We start from the raw sequence: 16,765 nt of genomic DNA on the forward strand, positions 1-16,765 counted from the left end.
GATTTGTTTGCGCTTTCATAAAATATAGGAATGAATATTTCGTTTATAATTCACTTTTGCAAGTTTGTTTGATATTTCCAATTCTAAGGATCGCTAATGTGTAGATTTTCATTAGGTTTAAAGGGCTTTTTAGAGTCACAATAAATTGGATTAGAGAAAAAGTGTTCCATCCTCACTATTTTTCTGTGGCAGGTGAATCATGTTTCTGTAGACCCACTGCGGTTCAGCTTTGTATGATAATCATAGGAAAACGTGAGCGGAGAGGAGGTTTTTGTATGGAGAGGTATGATGAATTGAAAAAAGGCGAATCCGGGGCGCTGATCAGTATTGCCGCGTATCTTGTCCTTTCTGCGATTAAACTGATCATCGGTTATTTTTTTCACTCGGAAGCACTTACGGCAGACGGGTTAAATAACACAACTGACATTATTGCTTCTGTTGCTGTTCTGATCGGCCTGCGCATCTCTCAAAAACCTCCTGACGAAGATCATCCATACGGCCACTTTCGGGCGGAAACGATTGCATCGCTTATCGCCTCCTTTATTATGATGGTTGTCGGTTTGCAAGTGCTGTTCAATGCCGGAGAATCTATTTTTTCTGCTAAGCAAGAGACGCCGGATATGATCGCGGCTTGGACGGCAGCAGGCGGGGCAGTACTGATGCTGATCGTTTACCAGTACAATAAAAGGCTGGCCAAGAAGGTAAAGAGCCAGGCGCTCCTTGCTGCGGCTGCTGATAATAAATCAGATGCGTTCGTCAGTATCGGCACGTTTATCGGCATTGTGGCTGCTCAATTCCATCTGGCTTGGATCGATACGGTCACTGCGTTTGTGATAGGTCTTCTCATTTGCAAGACCGCATGGGATATTTTTAAAGAGTCATCTCACTCTTTGACAGATGGATTCGATACAAAGGACATTTCAGCTTATAAACAGACGATTGAAAAAATCTCCGGTGTGAGCCGTTTAAAAGACATAAAAGCAAGATACTTGGGCAGTACGGTTCATGTTGATGTGGTGGTTGAGGTATCGGCAGATTTAAATATTACGGAAAGCCACGATATAGCCAATGAAATTGAGCGGAGGATGAAGGAGGAGCATGCAATTGACTATTCACATGTTCATATGGAGCCTTTGGAACAAAAATAATGGAGCTTCCTGTCACAGGAAGCTTTTTTGCGTGATTTCTCCTGCTTGGTTGGAAACAATTTGCTAGAATCGTTTTTTTATACAAATCTCTTTTTGTGGTAAAGTTAGGTTACGATATGATGAATTTTGTAGATAAATAGGAGGAAAAGAATGGCATATCAAGAAGACCTGCATCCTTTGCTGGGGAAAGCAGTTGAACATATTAATAGAGTAATGGTTGGAAAACGAGACATCGCCATACTCAGCTTGGCAGCACTTCTTGCCAAAGGGCATGTGCTGCTTGAGGATGTACCCGGAGTCGGAAAAACGATGATGGTCCGCGCGCTGGCGAAGTCAATCAGCGCCGATTTCAAAAGAATCCAATTCACTCCGGATTTGCTGCCATCTGATGTAACAGGGGTATCTATCTATAATGCAAAAACGATGGAATTTGAATATCGTCCCGGTCCGATTATGGGAAATATCGTGCTGGCCGATGAAATCAACCGTACTTCTCCGAAGACACAGTCGGCTTTGCTTGAAGCGATGGAAGAGGGAAGCGTAACGGTAGATGGCCATACGATGCCGCTTGCCGCTCCGTTTTTTGTGATGGCAACGCAAAACCCGGTCGAATATGAAGGGACCTATCCTTTGCCGGAAGCCCAGCTTGACCGTTTTTTATTCAAACTTCGGATGGGTTATCCGTCCTTTAATGAAGAGCTTGATGTCTTATCTCTTCAGGAAAAAAGCCATCCGATTGAGACGCTTGAGCCGGTTATTACTAGAGAAGATTTCATCCGTTTGCAGCGGGAAGTGCAAAATGTCCGTGCCGATGACAGTATTAAAGAATATATCGTTGAAATCGTGCAGAAAACGAGACAGCATCCCTCTGTTCAATTAGGTGTCAGTCCGCGCGGCTCAATCGCTCTCATGAAAGCGGCACAGGCCTACGCGCTGCTGCATCATCGCGACTATGTCATCCCGGATGATATTCAATATTTAGCTCCTTTCACGCTGCCGCACCGGATGATGCTTCATCCTGAGGCAAAATTTGAAGGGATTCAGGCAGAAGCGATCGTAGGGGAGATCATGTCAGCTGTGAAGGTGCCGGTTCAAAGGTCGTCGGTCCGCTGATGAATAAGAATTGGCAATGGCTTGTATATGGTTGGAAGCTGATAATATTAACTTTATTGACGGCTGCTGTTTTTTCTTATGCGATGTTTCAGGGCGGCTTTGTCAGCTGGTTTTTGTTTTACGCGTTTTTCCCTTTTGTCTTGTATGCCGGGCTGCTGGCATTGTATCCGCTCCGCTCATTTCAGGCTTCACGGCAGATGGATAAAACACAATTGCATGCGGGGGACAGGCTGGGCGTGACGATTACGCTGAGACGGAAGCTGCCGTTTCCCCTGATGTATATGGTGATTGAAGATTGCCTGCCAGAAGGAATTGAGTCCTTGAAGCGAGACGAAGCCGCGGCCAAACGGCTCGTTTTTCCTTGGTTTAAACGAAGTATGACGATGTCGTATGAATTAGATCGGGTACCGCGCGGAGAGCATCACTTTCATGCTGTCAGGGTGCGAACCGGAGATGTTCTTGGATTGATTGAAAAAACAGCATTTTTTGAGCTGGGAGATATCCTGTTTGTTTACCCATCCTTTCAGCGTTTTTCCTATCAGGTGAATGAGAGGCATCAGGAAGACGGTGTAAGCGGTTCTTCTCCTATTCATCAGCACCATTCCTCAGTCGCAGCAAGTGTGCGGAATTATCAGCCGGGAGACCGGTTTGCTGCATTAGATTGGAAGACTTCTGCACGGCGGAGCCAGCTGATGACGAAGGAATTTGAACCTTCCCGAAGCAAAAATCTGTTTCTTCTGATGGACCGTTTTCCCTCTGAAGCATTCGAAGAGGTCGTTTCAGCGACTGCTTCGATCCTTTATTCTGTTTTAAAAAACGGAGCGGGCGCAGGATTGGCTTCCGTCGGAAAGGAAAAAAACATTTTCCCTATTCAGGAAGGGGATGAGCATTTTAAGCACATGCTTCGGCATTTAGCAGTGGTTCATTGTGATGCGGCTGACCTGATAAGCCGATATGTACGGGAGGAGCTGGGAAAGCCATCTGTTCGCCAAGCCGATCAAGTGGTCGTCACGGGACAGGTAACGGAAGATCTGCTGCACCTCGCAGAAATCGGAGGCGGCCGGGTTACGGTGATACTGGCAAAAGAGAAAGATGCTGAGCTTTCTCAAGCTGAAAATATCGTGATTGAACGCTTGATGAAACGCCAAATCAGAGTTCAGGTCATGAGGGGCGGACGAGTTTCGCGTGTTGTTTAGAAAGAGAGGTGACGGGTTCACATGCCGCACGATGATCAGAAGGGAAGCCGTTTGAGCTTGCTGTTATTTTATTTTCTGGCTTTTTTATTGCTGTGGGAGTGGCTCAGGCCGCTCAACAGTTTTACTGAAACGAAACATACGGGGTTTTTTATTGTCTTTATCGGCTTGACGTTTCTGCTGACTTTTTTCCGGATGAGGTGGTTTGTCACCGTTCCTTTTTGTATCTTATTTACATTGCTCTCGATACACATCCTGTTTTATCAAGGATCTATATTCGACTTGAGCTGGGTCAGCTCTTTTTTGCAGGATGTCTATCTGAATATCACGCTGATTCAATCAGGGCAATGGAATGATATGATTCCTTCTTTTCGGACCCTGCTGTTTTTTGTGCTGCTGTGGCTGCTGGTCTATCTCCTGCATTATTGGGTGATTTACCAGAGAAGAATTTTGTTTTTCTTTATGATGACAGTAGCGTATATTACGATTCTTGATACCTTTACGCCATATGATGCCACTTTTGCCGTCATCCGTATCGTGCTGATCGGCTTCTTTATGCTGGGCCTTTTATACTTAGAACGCATTAAGCTAATGGAAAGAATCACACTGCCAAAAACATCTGTCCTGAAATGGTTTCTTCCTTTATCTGTATTGGTTTTGGCTGCAGTGGGATTCGGACTCGCCGCTCCAAAATCAGATCCAGCCTGGCCTGATCCGGTGCCTTTTCTTAAAAAAATCACTCATCAAGACCGCGTGTCTGCAGGAGAAAGCAAAATCGGATACGGGAATCATGATGAATCACTCGGCGGACCGTTCCAGCAGGATGCTACACCTGTTTTTACATGGCAGGGAAAAGAGCGGACGTATTTCCGTGTGGAAACGAAGGATACGTATACCGGGAAAGGCTGGGTTGAAACAGACACAGGCATGTCATATCAGCTTAGCGGAGGAAAAGTGGAAAATCTGTGGTTTGACCATAAAGTGGCAACAGAGCGCCGCACAGTCCGTGTAAAGGTTGATAAGCACTATGGGTACAACCATTTGATGTATCCGATTGGTGCGGTCACCATTCAGCCAAAGCAGGCTGTCTCACTTGAAATGAACGGCAACACGGAGCAAATTTCTCCGATCAGTGAACAAGCCGGTGAAATCAGAAATATGGGGAATTATAAAGTAGCGTACAATTCCCCGGTCTATAAGCTGGATGAACTGAGAAAGGTAAAAGTGAGAAAAAACAGTGAGGAGTACACATTCAGCGATCGCTACATGCAGCTTCCAGATTCACTGCCAGAGCGGGTGAGAACCCTTGCGATCAAACTGACTCAGGATCACGACAATATGTTTGATAAGGTGAAAGCGGTTGAGGACTATTTAGGGTCAAATGCGTTCACATATGAAACAGAAAAAGTGACCATTCCTAAGAATGATGAGGATTATGTCGATCAATTTCTGTTTGAAACGAAAATGGGTTATTGTGATAACTTTTCTTCCGCCATGGTGGTGCTCTTGCGCTCGGCCGGTATTCCGGCCCGCTGGGTAAAGGGTTATACGTCCGGCGAATACAAAGAAGCAGGAAACAAAAATGGCAGCATCTACGAAGTGACAAATAACAATGCCCATTCCTGGGTAGAGGTGTATTTCCCGGAACAGGGCTGGGTTACATTTGAGCCGACTAAAGGGTTTACTAATCCGGCTCAATTTACTTCTTCTGAAACAAAGGACTCTGGCAGCGATAACAGCAGCTCGCCGAAGAAAACAAAAGAGAAACAGAAAGAAGAGAAAAAACAGCCGCAAAAAGAGGTAAAGCCAAAGGAAAAACGGGAGCCAGCTGTTTCTAAAAAGCCGTCCGCTTCGCATACAAATGCCGGTGCAGGCTGGTATGCTGCGCTTGTGGTTCTTGCAGTCCTCCTGGTGGCAGCGGTATTGCTGTATGCTTTCCGTTCGTTATGGATTCCTGTTTTCGCTGTGAGGAAATTGAAGCGGCGCAGCGATCAGCACGCGTTTTTTGAGGCATATGGCGCACTGCTGAAACAACTGAAGAGAAAAGGACTGCCGAAACGAGACAGTGAAACGCTGCGTGATTATGCGAAACGAATCGATGAAAAATACGACATAGAAGACATGTCAAAGCTGACATTAAGCTATGAAAGGGCGCTTTACAGAAATGAAGATTCTTCGGCGCTATGGAATGATTCGAGAGAGTTATGGGAAAATTTAATTAAAAGAAGATGGTCTTGACCACTTATCGACGTGTTGTTAGAATTAGTGAATATTATCGGAGTCTGGGAGCGAGTTGGCCTGACTCCGGCAAACGGCCTTGCCAAAGAGGGCGGAGCGAGCTTCATATCTGTCCTCGTTTTTTTCTGTGTCAAAAAACTTAGAGGAGATTAGGTGACAACCATGACAAAGTTAGTGAATGAAATGATTCTTGTCCTTGATTTCGGCAGTCAGTATAACCAGCTGATTACACGCCGTATCCGTGAATTCGGTGTATACAGCGAGCTGCATCCACATACATTGACGGCTGAAGAAATTAAAAAAATGAATCCAAAAGGAATTATTTTATCCGGCGGTCCAAACAGTGTGTATGATGAAAACTCTTTCCGCTGTGACGAGAAAATCTTCGAGCTTGATATTCCTGTATTGGGAATTTGCTACGGCATGCAGCTGATGACTCATTACCTTGGCGGTAAAGTTGAAGCGGCAAGCCAGCGTGAATACGGAAAAGCAAACATCCACATCGAAGGCACACCTGATTTGTTCAGAGATCTTCCGAATGAACAAGTGGTTTGGATGAGCCACGGCGATTTGGTTGTAGAAGTTCCTGAAGGCTTCACTGTTGATGCGACAAGCCATCACTGCCCGAACTCAGCAATGAGCAAAGCAGACAAAAAATGGTACGGCGTTCAGTTCCACCCAGAAGTGCGCCACTCTGAATACGGCAATGATCTTCTGAAAAACTTTGTATTCGGTGTTTGCGAATGCGAAGGCGAATGGTCAATGGAGAACTTTATCGAAATCGAAATGCAAAAAATCCGTGAAACGGTCGGAGACAAACAGGTTCTTTGCGCGCTAAGCGGCGGCGTTGATTCCTCTGTTGTTGCTGTTTTGATTCATAAAGCGATCGGCGACCAGCTGACTTGTATCTTTGTAGACCATGGTCTTCTCCGTAAAGGCGAAGCTGAGGGTGTTATGAAAACATTCAGCGAAGGCTTTAACATGAACGTGATTAAAGTAGACGCACAAGATCGATTCTTAAATAAACTAAAAGGCGTTTCTGACCCTGAGCAAAAACGCAAAATCATCGGTAATGAATTCATTTACGTATTCGATGATGAAGCGGACAAGCTCAAAGGCATCGACTACCTTGCACAAGGTACGCTTTACACAGATATCATCGAGAGCGGTACAGCAACGGCGCAAACGATCAAATCTCACCACAATGTCGGCGGGCTTCCTGAAGACATGCAGTTTGAGCTGATCGAGCCGTTAAACACGCTCTTCAAAGACGAAGTGCGCGCGCTTGGCACAGAGCTCGGCATTCCGGATGAAATCGTGTGGCGCCAGCCGTTCCCAGGACCGGGACTCGGAATCCGCGTTCTTGGCGAAGTAACAGAAGAAAAACTAGAAATCGTTCGTGAATCAGATGCAATCTTGCGTGAAGAAATTGCAAATCACGGCTTAGAGCGTGATATCTGGCAATACTTCACGGTTCTTCCTGACATCCGCAGCGTTGGTGTTATGGGTGACGCAAGAACATATGATTACACAATCGGAATCCGCGCCGTTACATCAATCGACGGCATGACATCTGACTGGGCGCGTATCCCGTGGGATGTGCTTGAAGTCATTTCGACACGTATCGTAAACGAAGTGAAGCACATTAACCGCGTGGTGTACGATATTACAAGCAAGCCGCCTGCGACGATTGAGTGGGAATAAGTAAATAACAATGAGAAAAACGTCCCTTTTTCAAAAGGGGCGTTTTTTTGTTAACTTTTTGAAACCGTTTCGGCAGTTTTCGTATCTAACAACATAGGAGGTGGATAAGGTGAAGGAAGAAAGATTGATTACAAAGGCGAGAAAAGGAAATGCTCGGGCCTTTGAAAAGCTTATGCTGGCACATCAGGAAACTTTATATAAAACCGCTTATCTTTATTTAAGAAATAAAGAAGATGCACTTGATGCTGTACAGGAAACAGCTTATAAAGCTTTTATCAGTATAGAAAAACTAAAAGAGCCAAAGTATTTTTTAACGTGGCTTACTCGAATATTGATTCATACCATTTTTGCCATGAATAAAAAGAAAGGAGATTTGGTTCCGTTTGAGAAACATCATGATGCTGGAACCAATCAAGCAAATATTGAGGAATACATAGACTTGCGAAATGCGATTGATTTACTTGATGAACATGTTCAGCTCACGATACAGCTCTATTATTTTCAAGATTATTCGATTTCAATGATAGCTGAACAAACAGGAATGGCAGAAGGCACAATTAAAACCCATTTACATAGAGCGAGAAAAGCATTGAAACAGGAGCTGGAAAAGGAGGATCAAAACAAATGGACAAACACCAAATGAAGCAGATATTTGATGACATTGAAGTGCCTAAGACAGCGCTAAAAAAAGCAATACATCAAGCTGTTGTTCGTGCTGAAAATGTGAGTAACACAAGGCGCCGTTTTAAATGGGCACGAACTATTACAAATGGAATCGCTGTTGCTGCTGTGGTAGGTATACTGTATTTAACGTCCGGTCTTTTTCTGCCTTCTGTAAACAAAGCGATGGGGAGCATACCCATTGTCGGCCAAATTTATAAGGAGTTTCAAGATAAAGTTGGCCTATCATTGTTTGAAAGCAATTTGGTCACAGCTTTAAATGAAAAAGCTGAGTCAAGGGGAATCACTGTATCTGTAAACAGCTCCTATTACGATGCCGGGCAGCTTGTGTATAACTTTACCGTTGATAACCTCCAGTCTGATAAAAAAGAGCTAAGTTATAATGTGAGCAAAGCGAGTTTTAATAATAATTTTTCAATCAACTACGATTCCTTAATGCTCAAAAAATTAAATAACAAACAATATGCTGGTCAATTAAGGCTTTATACAAAAGGGACAGAAATAAAGAATGGGGATACCGTGCCCTTTGTGATGACTCATATCAATGAAATACCGGGAAATTGGAGATTCAAACTGCCTATTACCAAAAAGAATGCGAGTTATTTAGAAAGCTCAAAAGTGGTATCAGTGCATCACAATCGTTATCAATTTTCCAATATTCAAGTGGAGAATGGTAAGCTAGGATCTGTCCTTCAATTTACAATCGATTATCAAGGCGTAGCAAAACATGATACGGTTGAAATTAACGAAGTCAAAGATGATTTAGGAAACACATATGAGATGACATCGTCAAACATCGAACTGGGAGACCGCAAAAAAGTAAACGAGAGAACGGTTAGAGCAAAAGGACAAACACAGTTAGAATCACCAATTAATCCAAAAGCGAAAAAGCTAACATTAATAGCTGATATTAAATCTGAGGCAGAGGGCAGTGAAATTATCCCGTTAAATGCAGAGATGCCATTTCATGTTTCAGAAACAAACCATCAAAACATAGGGATTGAAATCAACAACATTAACCAAAAAGGAAAGAAAGTATTGGTTCATTACCATTTCACTGGAATTGATACCTCAAGCGTGGACGAAAATAAATTAGTGAATATCGGTGAAACGATTGGCCTTGGTGATATAAAAAAAATGCAATCTTGGCCTGATCCAGTAGGTGAGTATGAAGAAGGTTATTATTTGAAAGGAAATATAGCTAAAGTGAAAAATATGAAAACAGCCGAAATGGTATCTACTTTTGAACTGGATGATGATTATAATGATAAGCTATCTTTAAAGCATTTTGAGTTTAATGAGTATGGTCTGTATATTGATAACGGCGTTTTAAATCACCTGATTCAACTAAAGCCATTCTCGTTTACTGTACCAGTGCATCAGGTGAGTCAGCCTACCGAAAAAAAATAATCATAAGTTGAAAAGCCGTATGTTGCCATACATACGGTTTTTATCACTGTTACCAATTTAGTCAATAGACGAATAAACCAATTTTTTTAATAAGTAATGTTCGTTGTTTATATTGTCAATTCAAAATGAACTTGGTACAATAGACACAGAAATCAAATAAGATGAATTCGTATAATCGCGGGGATATGGCTCGCAAGTCTCTACCAAGCTACCGTAAATGGCTTGACTACGTAAACATTTCTTTCGTTTGATATAAATAAAACACGTTTATTTATTCGAACTGAAATCCGTCTGTAGTCAAGCGTCCCAAAATTATTGGGGCGTTTTTTATTTGGCGATTTCAGGGCAGGATAAATAGCAAAGAGTGAAGGGAGTCAAATAGCTTGAAAAAGTATTTTCAGTTTGATGAGCTGGGCACCAGCTATCGCAATGAAATCATTGGCGGATTAACGACTTTTTTGTCTATGGCATATATTTTGTTCGTCAATCCGATTACGCTTGCTTTGGACAGCGTGAAAGATTTTCCGGAGGCGCTGAGAATTGACCAGGGTGCGGTCTTTACGGCGACAGCGCTGGCGTCTGCAGCAGGCTGTATCTTAATGGGATTAATAGCGAGATATCCGATCGCCATCGCGCCCGGTATGGGGCTGAACGCGTTTTTTGCGTTTTCTGTTGTCCTTGGTATGGGCATTTCATGGCAGGCAGCTTTGTCTGGTGTTTTTATTTCAGGTCTTATTTTCGTTGCTCTTTCTTTAACAGGTTTTCGTGAAAAAATCATCAACGCCATTCCGCCTGAGCTGAAATTGGCAGTCGGTGCGGGGATCGGCCTGTTTATTACATTCGTTGGCTTACAAGGCTCAGGAATCATTACTGCAAATCCTTCTACGCTCGTCACGATCGGAAACATTCACAGCGGTCCTGTGCTGTTAACCATTTTCGGTGTGATTGTCACGGTTATTTTAATGGTGCTTCGCGTGAACGCAGGCGTGTTTATCGGGATGCTGTTAACAGCGGTTGCCGGCATGATTTTCGGTTTGGTCCCGGTTCCGACTCAAATCATCGGCAGTGTGCCGAGCCTTGCGCCGACTTTCGGACAAGCGTGGATTCACCTTCCGGATATTTTCTCCGTACAAATGCTGATCGTTATTTTAACATTCTTGTTTGTCGGATTTTTTGATACAGCTGGTACACTTGTTGCTGTGGCAACACAAGCTGGTTTAATGAAGGAAAACAAATTGCCGCGAGCGGGGCGTGCGCTTTTAGCTGATTCATCTTCGATTGTGATCGGTGCCGTGCTTGGTACGTCTACAACAACTTCTTACGTGGAATCAAGCTCAGGTGTCGCTGCGGGTGCCCGTTCAGGATTTGCCGCAATTGTAACAGGGATTCTCTTTTTACTGGCTACGTTTTTCTCGCCGCTCCTATCGGTCGTCACGTCAAATGTAACAGCGCCGGCGCTTATTATTGTTGGTGCATTGATGGTGGCGCCGCTTGGCAAAATCGCTTGGGATAAGTTCGAGGTGGCCGTTCCTGCTTTCCTTACCATGATCATGATGCCGTTAACGTACAGCATTGCAACTGGTATTGCCATCGGATTTATTTTCTATCCGATTACGATGGTGTGCAAAGGAAAAGCCAAAGAGGTTCATCCAATCATGTACGGGCTGTTTGTTGTATTTGTCCTGTACTTTATCTTCTTAAAATAAGGAATGAAAAACCAGCTGCCGGTGCAGCTGGTTTTTTTGTTGCAAAAGATAAAACCATTTCATACGATATACCGTCATGTAGATGTGAAGCCATGCTTTACTTAAATGGAAATGACTTGACTGTTCAGGAAGGCTTCGGTACCTTATATAAGTGTTTTATTTTCTTGCTGAATGGTATTCCGCCGTATTTTTTTGATAGGAGTTGCTGACATGACGGAAGAAAGAAAAGAAACGTTTGAAGAAGAAATTAACCAGAGTGAAAGAATAGATGCAGATGAAGAACCGCTATCGAGAATGTCTAGAAAGGCAAGCCGCCAAAGCAAGCAGAAGCAAAAACAAAAGCAGAAACCGCGCCAGGAACGCGGTGAATCGGCTGTTAAAGACAAGCTTGCGTCTGTATGGGCAGCCATCAACAGATACTGCGGTTTTGCATTCTCGATTTTAAAATCACCGGCGAAAACCGTCATAGCGGATGGTTTTTCTCATTATAAGTACGGTCTGATTTCAATGCTTATATTCAGTGTGATCTTTTCAATTGGGAACTGGTTTCAGTTAAAGGCGAGCTGGAACCGGCCGCTCGGTTTCGGAGAACGCCATCATGCTTTCTATGACGGGTTTTTAGTTGTTCTAGTGTATTTGCTGATCTTTTTCGCGGTAATGGTCTTTGCTATATGGGCTGTCTCCCGCTACATGATGAAGCAGAAGGTGACGTTCAGAGAAGCGGCTGCCGTATTGGGTTCATTGCTTGTACCGGTGATAGCTGTTTCAATTATATGGCTGATCTTTGCGATTGTGAATATCCCAATGCTGACAGTTCTGTTTACGGTGCTGATCCTGTTTTCCATCTTTTTTATCATCGCGCTGTATGTACAGCGGGTGTACCAGGCGGCAGAAGATGCACCGATTGATTATATCTATTGTGTATTGGCTGTGGTGGGGATAGCGCTGCTGTTTACGGCAGTGACTTGGCCATTTATTTCTGAATATTTCACGGCATCGCTGATTCCGCTTTAATGTAAAAAACCGGCTCAAAGCAGCCGGTTTTTTCATGTCACACTTTTTACAAATATATCTAAAAAACATAGTTGATTTGTAGGATTAACCCGTGTATGATGGGGAAAATGCTGTAAACGTCCAGCGCAAAAACCTTTATATTGAAGGAGGATGATGGACATGGCTGAAGTACTTCGCCGCGCAATTAATCAAAAGAAGCAATTTTTAAAAACCAAATTACTGCTCTCGGAATTTTATCAGGGAAGAGGGGAACAGCTGGCCCACTACACGCTTAGTGAGCTTGAGAAAGAATACAAGTCCCTTCTGAAAATGAAAAAAGAGATCTGACAATAGATGAGAAGAGGTGAGTCTGCTGAAAAGCGGGCTTTTTTGATTTTGAAAAGGTGAGAAAGCGGGTAAACTACTACTGTTTAACCTCATAAAGCGTGTCGAAATATTTTCCTTAGGCTTTGGGCCTCGGCTCATTGTAAACGACTCATTTCTCTAGTAGAATATGAATGCTTTATGCAAGCTGAAGAGTAGGGGGATGAATAAAATGATGCAAACCATCTTATCAAATGGGATAGCCATGGTTCTCATAATTCTCATTATTAATATTGTCTATGTGTCATTTTTTACGATAAGAATGATATTAACGCTGAAAGGACAGCGTTATTTAGCGGCCGGCATCAGCACGATTGAAATATTGGTTTATGTGACGGGACTGAGTCTTGTGCTCGATAACTTAGACCAGATTCAAAATGTGATCGCGTACGCGCTCGGATACGGTCTTGGCGTGATTGTCGGCATGAAAATAGAAGAAAAATTGGCGCTTGGCTATATTATGGTCAACGTCATTACGAAGGAGCTCGATCTTGATCTCCCGAAGCAGCTCCGTGAAAAAGGCTACGGCGTGACAAACTGGGTGGCCGGCGGACTTGAAGGTGACCGTACAGCCCTTCAGATTCTGACGCCGAGAAGATATGAACTCCAGCTATATGATACGATTAAAACACTTGATTCAAAGGCCTTTATTATTGCGTACGAACCAAAAACAATCCACGGGGGCTTCTGGGTCAAAGCGGTGAAGAAGAGGAGAATTAAAGAATAATGGCAAAGCCGAAGAAGAAAAAGTTTGAAGTGACAGAGCAGCAAACGATTGATGCGGTGCTTCAGCAAATGAAAGAAGAAGGTTATCTGCCTGTAAGGCGAATGGAAGAGCCTATTTTTATGGAAAAAAAGGAAAATGGGTCAATTCAGATCGTTCCGTGCGGGAAAAAAATCGTATTTGAAGGGAAATTGATCTAAAACACGAACATTAGTAGAATGAATTTTTGTATCGTTCGATAATATCGTTGACATTATCCATGTCCGTTGTTAAGATAAACATGAAATCAAAACACGACCTCATATAATCTTGGGAATATGGCCCATAAGTTTCTACCCGGCAACCGTAAATTGCCGGACTATGCAGGAAAGTGATCGATAAAACTGACATGGATATATCGCAGAAGCGAACGACTGACGATACATGTACCATGCCCGGTTTGTATTGCTTCCTCATAAGTGCAATGCAAATTCGGGTATTTTTTATTTTCTGAAAACTAAAGCATTAGAAGGTGGGAACAGAATGCAGCCGCTAGTAGGAATCATCATGGGAAGCACTTCCGATTGGGAGACAATGAAAAACGCATGCGACATACTTGACGAACTTAATGTTCCATACGAAAAAAAGGTCGTTTCCGCTCACCGGACGCCTGATTTTATGTTTGAATACGCTGAAACCGCCAGAGAAAGAGGCATCAAGGTGATCATCGCCGGCGCCGGTGGAGCGGCGCATCTGCCTGGGATGACGGCGGCGAAAACAACGCTTCCGGTCATTGGAGTGCCGGTTCAGTCCAAGGCGCTGAACGGCATGGATTCACTTCTATCCATCGTCCAAATGCCTGGAGGCGTACCTGTTGCGACGACAGCCATAGGCAAAGCCGGCGCAGTGAACGCAGGCCTGTTAGCGGCGCAAATTTTGTCAGCTTTTGACGAAGATCTTGCCCGTAAGCTGGATGAGAGAAGAGAAAATACAAAACAGACGGTGTTAGAAAGCAGTGATCAGCTTGTCTAAACAAATCATCTATCCGGGAGCTGTAATCGGCATAATCGGCGGCGGCCAGCTTGGGAAAATGATGGCTGTATCCGCCAAACAAATGGGGTATAAAGTCGCGGTCGTTGATCCTGTGAAAGATTCGCCGTGCGGGCAGGTTGCGGATGTCGAAATTACCGCTCATTATAATGACGGTGAAGCGATTCGACAATTGGCTGAAATCAGCGATATCATCACATATGAGTTTGAAAACATTGACTATGATGCGCTGCATTGGCTGAAAGACCATGCGTATCTCCCGCAAGGAAGTGAGCTGCTGCTCATTACCCAAAACCGTGAAACAGAGAAAAAAGCAATTCAAGCCGCGGGCTGTGAAGTCGCTCCGTACAGCATCGTCAAAACACAGAAGGAATTGATACAGGCGGTACAGGAGCTCGGGTTACCCGCAGTGCTGAAAACATGCCGCGGCGGGTACGACGGCAAAGGCCAATTTGTGATAAAAGAAGAGGCGCAAATGGAGCAGGCAGCCGCTCTTTTAGAACACGGAACCTGTATTCTTGAAAGCTGGGTTTCTTTTAAGATGGAACTGTCGGTGATTGTCGTCAGATCGGTAAACGGAGAAGTTTCAACATTTCCGGCAGCTGAAAACATTCACCACAACAATATTCTTTTCCAAAGCATTGTGCCTGCACGGGCCGGGGAAGAGATTCAGCAGAAGGCTGCTGAGCTGGCCGTTAAGCTTGCTGATGAGCTCAATCTTGTTGGGCCGCTTGCTGTTGAGATGTTCCTGACAGAGGACGGAGAGCTTTTGGTTAATGAACTGGCGCCAAGACCGCACAATTCTGGGCATTATACGCTGGACCTTTGCGAGACGAGCCAGTTTGAACAGCATATCAGAGCGGTATGCGGGCTCCCGCTTGGCAAGACAGATTTGCTGAAGCCGGGCATGATGGTGAATCTTCTCGGCAATGAAGTAAAGCTTGTTGAGGAAGACCCGGATCTTTTAAAAGAGGCAAAGCTATATATATACGGAAAACATGAAATCAAAAAAGGCCGCAAAATGGGGCATATTACATTTATGAAGCAGCCTGAAGACGAATGGATTCAGGAGATCACAAATAAATGGATGAATAGAGACGGAGGACAAGCAGAATGATCGAACGTTATTCAAGACCTGAAATGTCTGCGATTTGGACGGACGAAAACAGATTTCAAGCATGGCTGGAGGTAGAGATTCTTGCCTGTGAAGCGTGGGCAGAGCTTGGCGTCATTCCGAAAGAAGATGTAAAGGTTATGCGCGAGAACGCGTCATTTGACATCAACCGCATTTTAGAAATCGAAAAGGACACGCGCCATGACGTTGTCGCTTTTACACGCGCCGTTTCCGAATCACTGGGCGAAGAAAGAAAATGGGTGCACTACGGCTTAACGTCAACTGATGTTGTTGATACGGCTCTTTCCTACTTATTAAAACAGGCAAACGATATTCTGCTCAAGGATCTTGAGAGATTTGTTGACATTATTAAAGAAAAAGCAAAAGAACATAAATACACAGTCATGATGGGGCGCACACACGGCGTACACGCTGAGCCTACAACATTCGGCTTAAAACTTGCGCTTTGGCATGAAGAAATGAAACGTAATCTTGAGCGTTTTAAACAAGCCAAAGCAGGCATCGAGGTTGGAAAGATTTCCGGCGCTGTCGGCACATATGCGAACATTGATCCATTTGTTGAGCAATATGTCTGTGAGAAGCTCGGATTGAAAGCAGCACCGATTTCAACTCAAACCCTTCAGCGTGACCGTCATGCTGACTACATGGCAACACTTGCTTTGATCGCGACAAGCATCGAGAAATTCGCTGTGGAAATCCGCGGATTGCAAAAGAGTGAGACACGTGAAGTTGAGGAATTTTTCGCGAAAGGGCAAAAGGGTTCATCTGCAATGCCGCATAAACGAAATCCGATCGGCTCTGAAAACATGACAGGCATGGCGCGCGTGATCCGCGGCTACATGATGACAGCTTACGAAAATGTTCCATTATGGCATGAGCGCGATATTTCTCATTCTTCAGCAGAACGGATTATTCTTCCGGATGCGACAATTGCGCTGAACTATATGCTGAACCGCTTCTCCAACATCGTGAAAAACTTAACGGTCTTCCCGGAAAACATGAAGCGCAACATGGACCGCACTCTAGGCCTTATCTATTCTCAGCGTGTGCTGCTTGCTTTGATCGACACAGGCCTGACACGTGAAGAAGCCTATGATACTGTTCAGCCGAAAGCAATGGAAGCGTGGGAAAAACAAGTGCCGTTCCGTGAGCTTGTGGAAGCGGAAGAGAAAATTACGTCACGTCTTTCTCCGGAAAAAATTGCTGACTGCTTTGATTACAACTACCATCTGAAAAATGTTGATCTGATCTTTGAACGTTTAGGTTTAGCATAGAAGAAGCTTTTAGCGGCTTCTTCTAAGCTGCCG

Annotated in this window: 15 protein-coding genes and 2 riboswitches; all 15 genes read left to right on the plus strand. The window is 44.1% G+C overall.

Annotation, left to right across the window (positions count from 1 at the left end; all coding sequences use genetic code 11):
- Positions 1-275: 275 nt before the first annotated feature.
- The 15 genes from mneS (at position 276) to purB (ending at position 16,732) form a co-directional block, all read left to right on the plus strand.
- A complete protein-coding gene (gene mneS / locus CDO84_RS02480; protein ID WP_040083972.1) occupies positions 276-1,148 on the plus strand; it encodes a manganese transporter MneS in 873 nt (290 codons plus the stop codon).
- A 150-nt stretch (positions 1,149-1,298) separates the two neighbouring features.
- Positions 1,299-2,261 carry an AAA family ATPase gene (locus CDO84_RS02485; protein ID WP_040083971.1) on the plus strand — a complete coding sequence of 321 codons (963 nt, stop codon included), beginning with the start codon at positions 1,299-1,301 and terminating at the stop codon, positions 2,259-2,261.
- Positions 2,261-3,457 carry a DUF58 domain-containing protein gene (locus CDO84_RS02490; RefSeq protein WP_040083970.1) on the plus strand — a complete coding sequence of 399 codons (1,197 nt, stop codon included), beginning with the start codon at positions 2,261-2,263 and terminating at the stop codon, positions 3,455-3,457. Before CDO84_RS02485 ends, CDO84_RS02490 begins: the two co-directional genes overlap by 1 nt.
- A gap of 21 nt (positions 3,458-3,478) precedes the next feature.
- Positions 3,479-5,692 (plus strand): transglutaminase TgpA family protein, encoded by a 2,214-nt coding sequence (locus CDO84_RS02495; protein ID WP_040083969.1) that lies wholly within the window; start codon positions 3,479-3,481, stop codon positions 5,690-5,692.
- Positions 5,693-5,854: 162 nt separating this feature from the next.
- Complete coding sequence (gene guaA, locus CDO84_RS02500) at positions 5,855-7,396, plus strand: glutamine-hydrolyzing GMP synthase (protein ID WP_040083968.1); 1,542 nt, start codon at positions 5,855-5,857, stop codon at positions 7,394-7,396.
- 109 nt (positions 7,397-7,505) lie between these two features.
- Positions 7,506-8,039, plus strand: a complete 534-nt coding sequence (locus CDO84_RS02505; RefSeq protein ID WP_017695646.1) for a sigma-70 family RNA polymerase sigma factor — start codon at positions 7,506-7,508, stop codon at positions 8,037-8,039.
- A complete protein-coding gene (locus CDO84_RS02510) occupies positions 8,021-9,487 on the plus strand; it encodes a DUF4179 domain-containing protein (protein ID WP_040083967.1) in 1,467 nt (488 codons plus the stop codon). The genes CDO84_RS02505 and CDO84_RS02510 overlap by 19 nt, the downstream gene beginning before the upstream one ends.
- Positions 9,488-9,634: 147 nt before the next feature.
- Positions 9,635-9,736: riboswitch (purine riboswitch) on the plus strand.
- Between the two features lie 134 nt (positions 9,737-9,870).
- A complete protein-coding gene (gene pbuG / locus CDO84_RS02515; RefSeq protein ID WP_040083966.1) occupies positions 9,871-11,193 on the plus strand; it encodes a hypoxanthine/guanine permease PbuG in 1,323 nt (440 codons plus the stop codon).
- 210 nt (positions 11,194-11,403) lie between these two features.
- Positions 11,404-12,207 (plus strand): DUF6574 domain-containing protein, encoded by an 804-nt coding sequence (locus tag CDO84_RS02520; RefSeq protein ID WP_040083965.1) that lies wholly within the window; start codon positions 11,404-11,406, stop codon positions 12,205-12,207.
- A 159-nt stretch (positions 12,208-12,366) separates the two neighbouring features.
- Positions 12,367-12,534: a Fur-regulated basic protein FbpA gene (locus tag CDO84_RS02525; protein WP_014663056.1), complete on the plus strand. Its 168-nt coding sequence runs from the start codon at positions 12,367-12,369 to the stop codon at positions 12,532-12,534.
- A gap of 208 nt (positions 12,535-12,742) precedes the next feature.
- Entirely contained in the window at positions 12,743-13,297 is a 555-nt protein-coding gene (locus CDO84_RS02530; protein WP_009966729.1) for a DUF2179 domain-containing protein, read from the plus strand.
- Entirely contained in the window at positions 13,297-13,494 is a 198-nt protein-coding gene (locus tag CDO84_RS02535) for an NETI motif-containing protein (RefSeq protein ID WP_003219403.1), read from the plus strand. Before CDO84_RS02530 ends, CDO84_RS02535 begins: the two co-directional genes overlap by 1 nt.
- Before the next feature lie 79 nt (positions 13,495-13,573).
- Positions 13,574-13,675, plus strand: a riboswitch (purine riboswitch).
- Between the two features lie 141 nt (positions 13,676-13,816).
- Positions 13,817-14,305 (plus strand): 5-(carboxyamino)imidazole ribonucleotide mutase, encoded by a 489-nt coding sequence (gene purE / locus CDO84_RS02540; RefSeq protein ID WP_040083964.1) that lies wholly within the window; start codon positions 13,817-13,819, stop codon positions 14,303-14,305.
- Positions 14,298-15,440, plus strand: coding sequence for a 5-(carboxyamino)imidazole ribonucleotide synthase (gene purK, locus CDO84_RS02545; protein WP_040083962.1), 1,143 nt, complete (start codon positions 14,298-14,300; stop codon positions 15,438-15,440). Before purE ends, purK begins: the two co-directional genes overlap by 8 nt.
- Positions 15,437-16,732, plus strand: a complete 1,296-nt coding sequence (gene purB / locus CDO84_RS02550; RefSeq protein ID WP_003233955.1) for an adenylosuccinate lyase — start codon at positions 15,437-15,439, stop codon at positions 16,730-16,732. The genes purK and purB overlap by 4 nt, the downstream gene beginning before the upstream one ends.
- The last annotated feature ends 33 nt before the right edge of the window (positions 16,733-16,765 follow it).

Source organism: Bacillus sp. MD-5, assembly GCF_002201875.1.
Classification (GTDB): domain Bacteria; phylum Bacillota; class Bacilli; order Bacillales; family Bacillaceae; genus Bacillus; species Bacillus stercoris.

Coding starts and splice junctions, on each gene's coding strand:
- mneS (WP_040083972.1), top strand. CDS start 276: ATGGAGAGGTATGATGAATTGAAAAAAGGCGAATCCGGGGCGCTGATC.
- CDO84_RS02485 (WP_040083971.1), top strand. CDS start 1,299: ATGGCATATCAAGAAGACCTGCATCCTTTGCTGGGGAAAGCAGTTGAA.
- CDO84_RS02490 (WP_040083970.1), top strand. CDS start 2,261: ATGAATAAGAATTGGCAATGGCTTGTATATGGTTGGAAGCTGATAATA.
- CDO84_RS02495 (WP_040083969.1), top strand. CDS start 3,479: ATGCCGCACGATGATCAGAAGGGAAGCCGTTTGAGCTTGCTGTTATTT.
- guaA (WP_040083968.1), top strand. CDS start 5,855: ATGACAAAGTTAGTGAATGAAATGATTCTTGTCCTTGATTTCGGCAGT.
- CDO84_RS02510 (WP_040083967.1), top strand. CDS start 8,021: ATGGACAAACACCAAATGAAGCAGATATTTGATGACATTGAAGTGCCT.
- CDO84_RS02520 (WP_040083965.1), top strand. CDS start 11,404: ATGACGGAAGAAAGAAAAGAAACGTTTGAAGAAGAAATTAACCAGAGT.
- CDO84_RS02525 (WP_014663056.1), top strand. CDS start 12,367: ATGGCTGAAGTACTTCGCCGCGCAATTAATCAAAAGAAGCAATTTTTA.
- CDO84_RS02530 (WP_009966729.1), top strand. CDS start 12,743: ATGATGCAAACCATCTTATCAAATGGGATAGCCATGGTTCTCATAATT.
- CDO84_RS02535 (WP_003219403.1), top strand. CDS start 13,297: ATGGCAAAGCCGAAGAAGAAAAAGTTTGAAGTGACAGAGCAGCAAACG.
- purE (WP_040083964.1), top strand. CDS start 13,817: ATGCAGCCGCTAGTAGGAATCATCATGGGAAGCACTTCCGATTGGGAG.
- purB (WP_003233955.1), top strand. CDS start 15,437: ATGATCGAACGTTATTCAAGACCTGAAATGTCTGCGATTTGGACGGAC.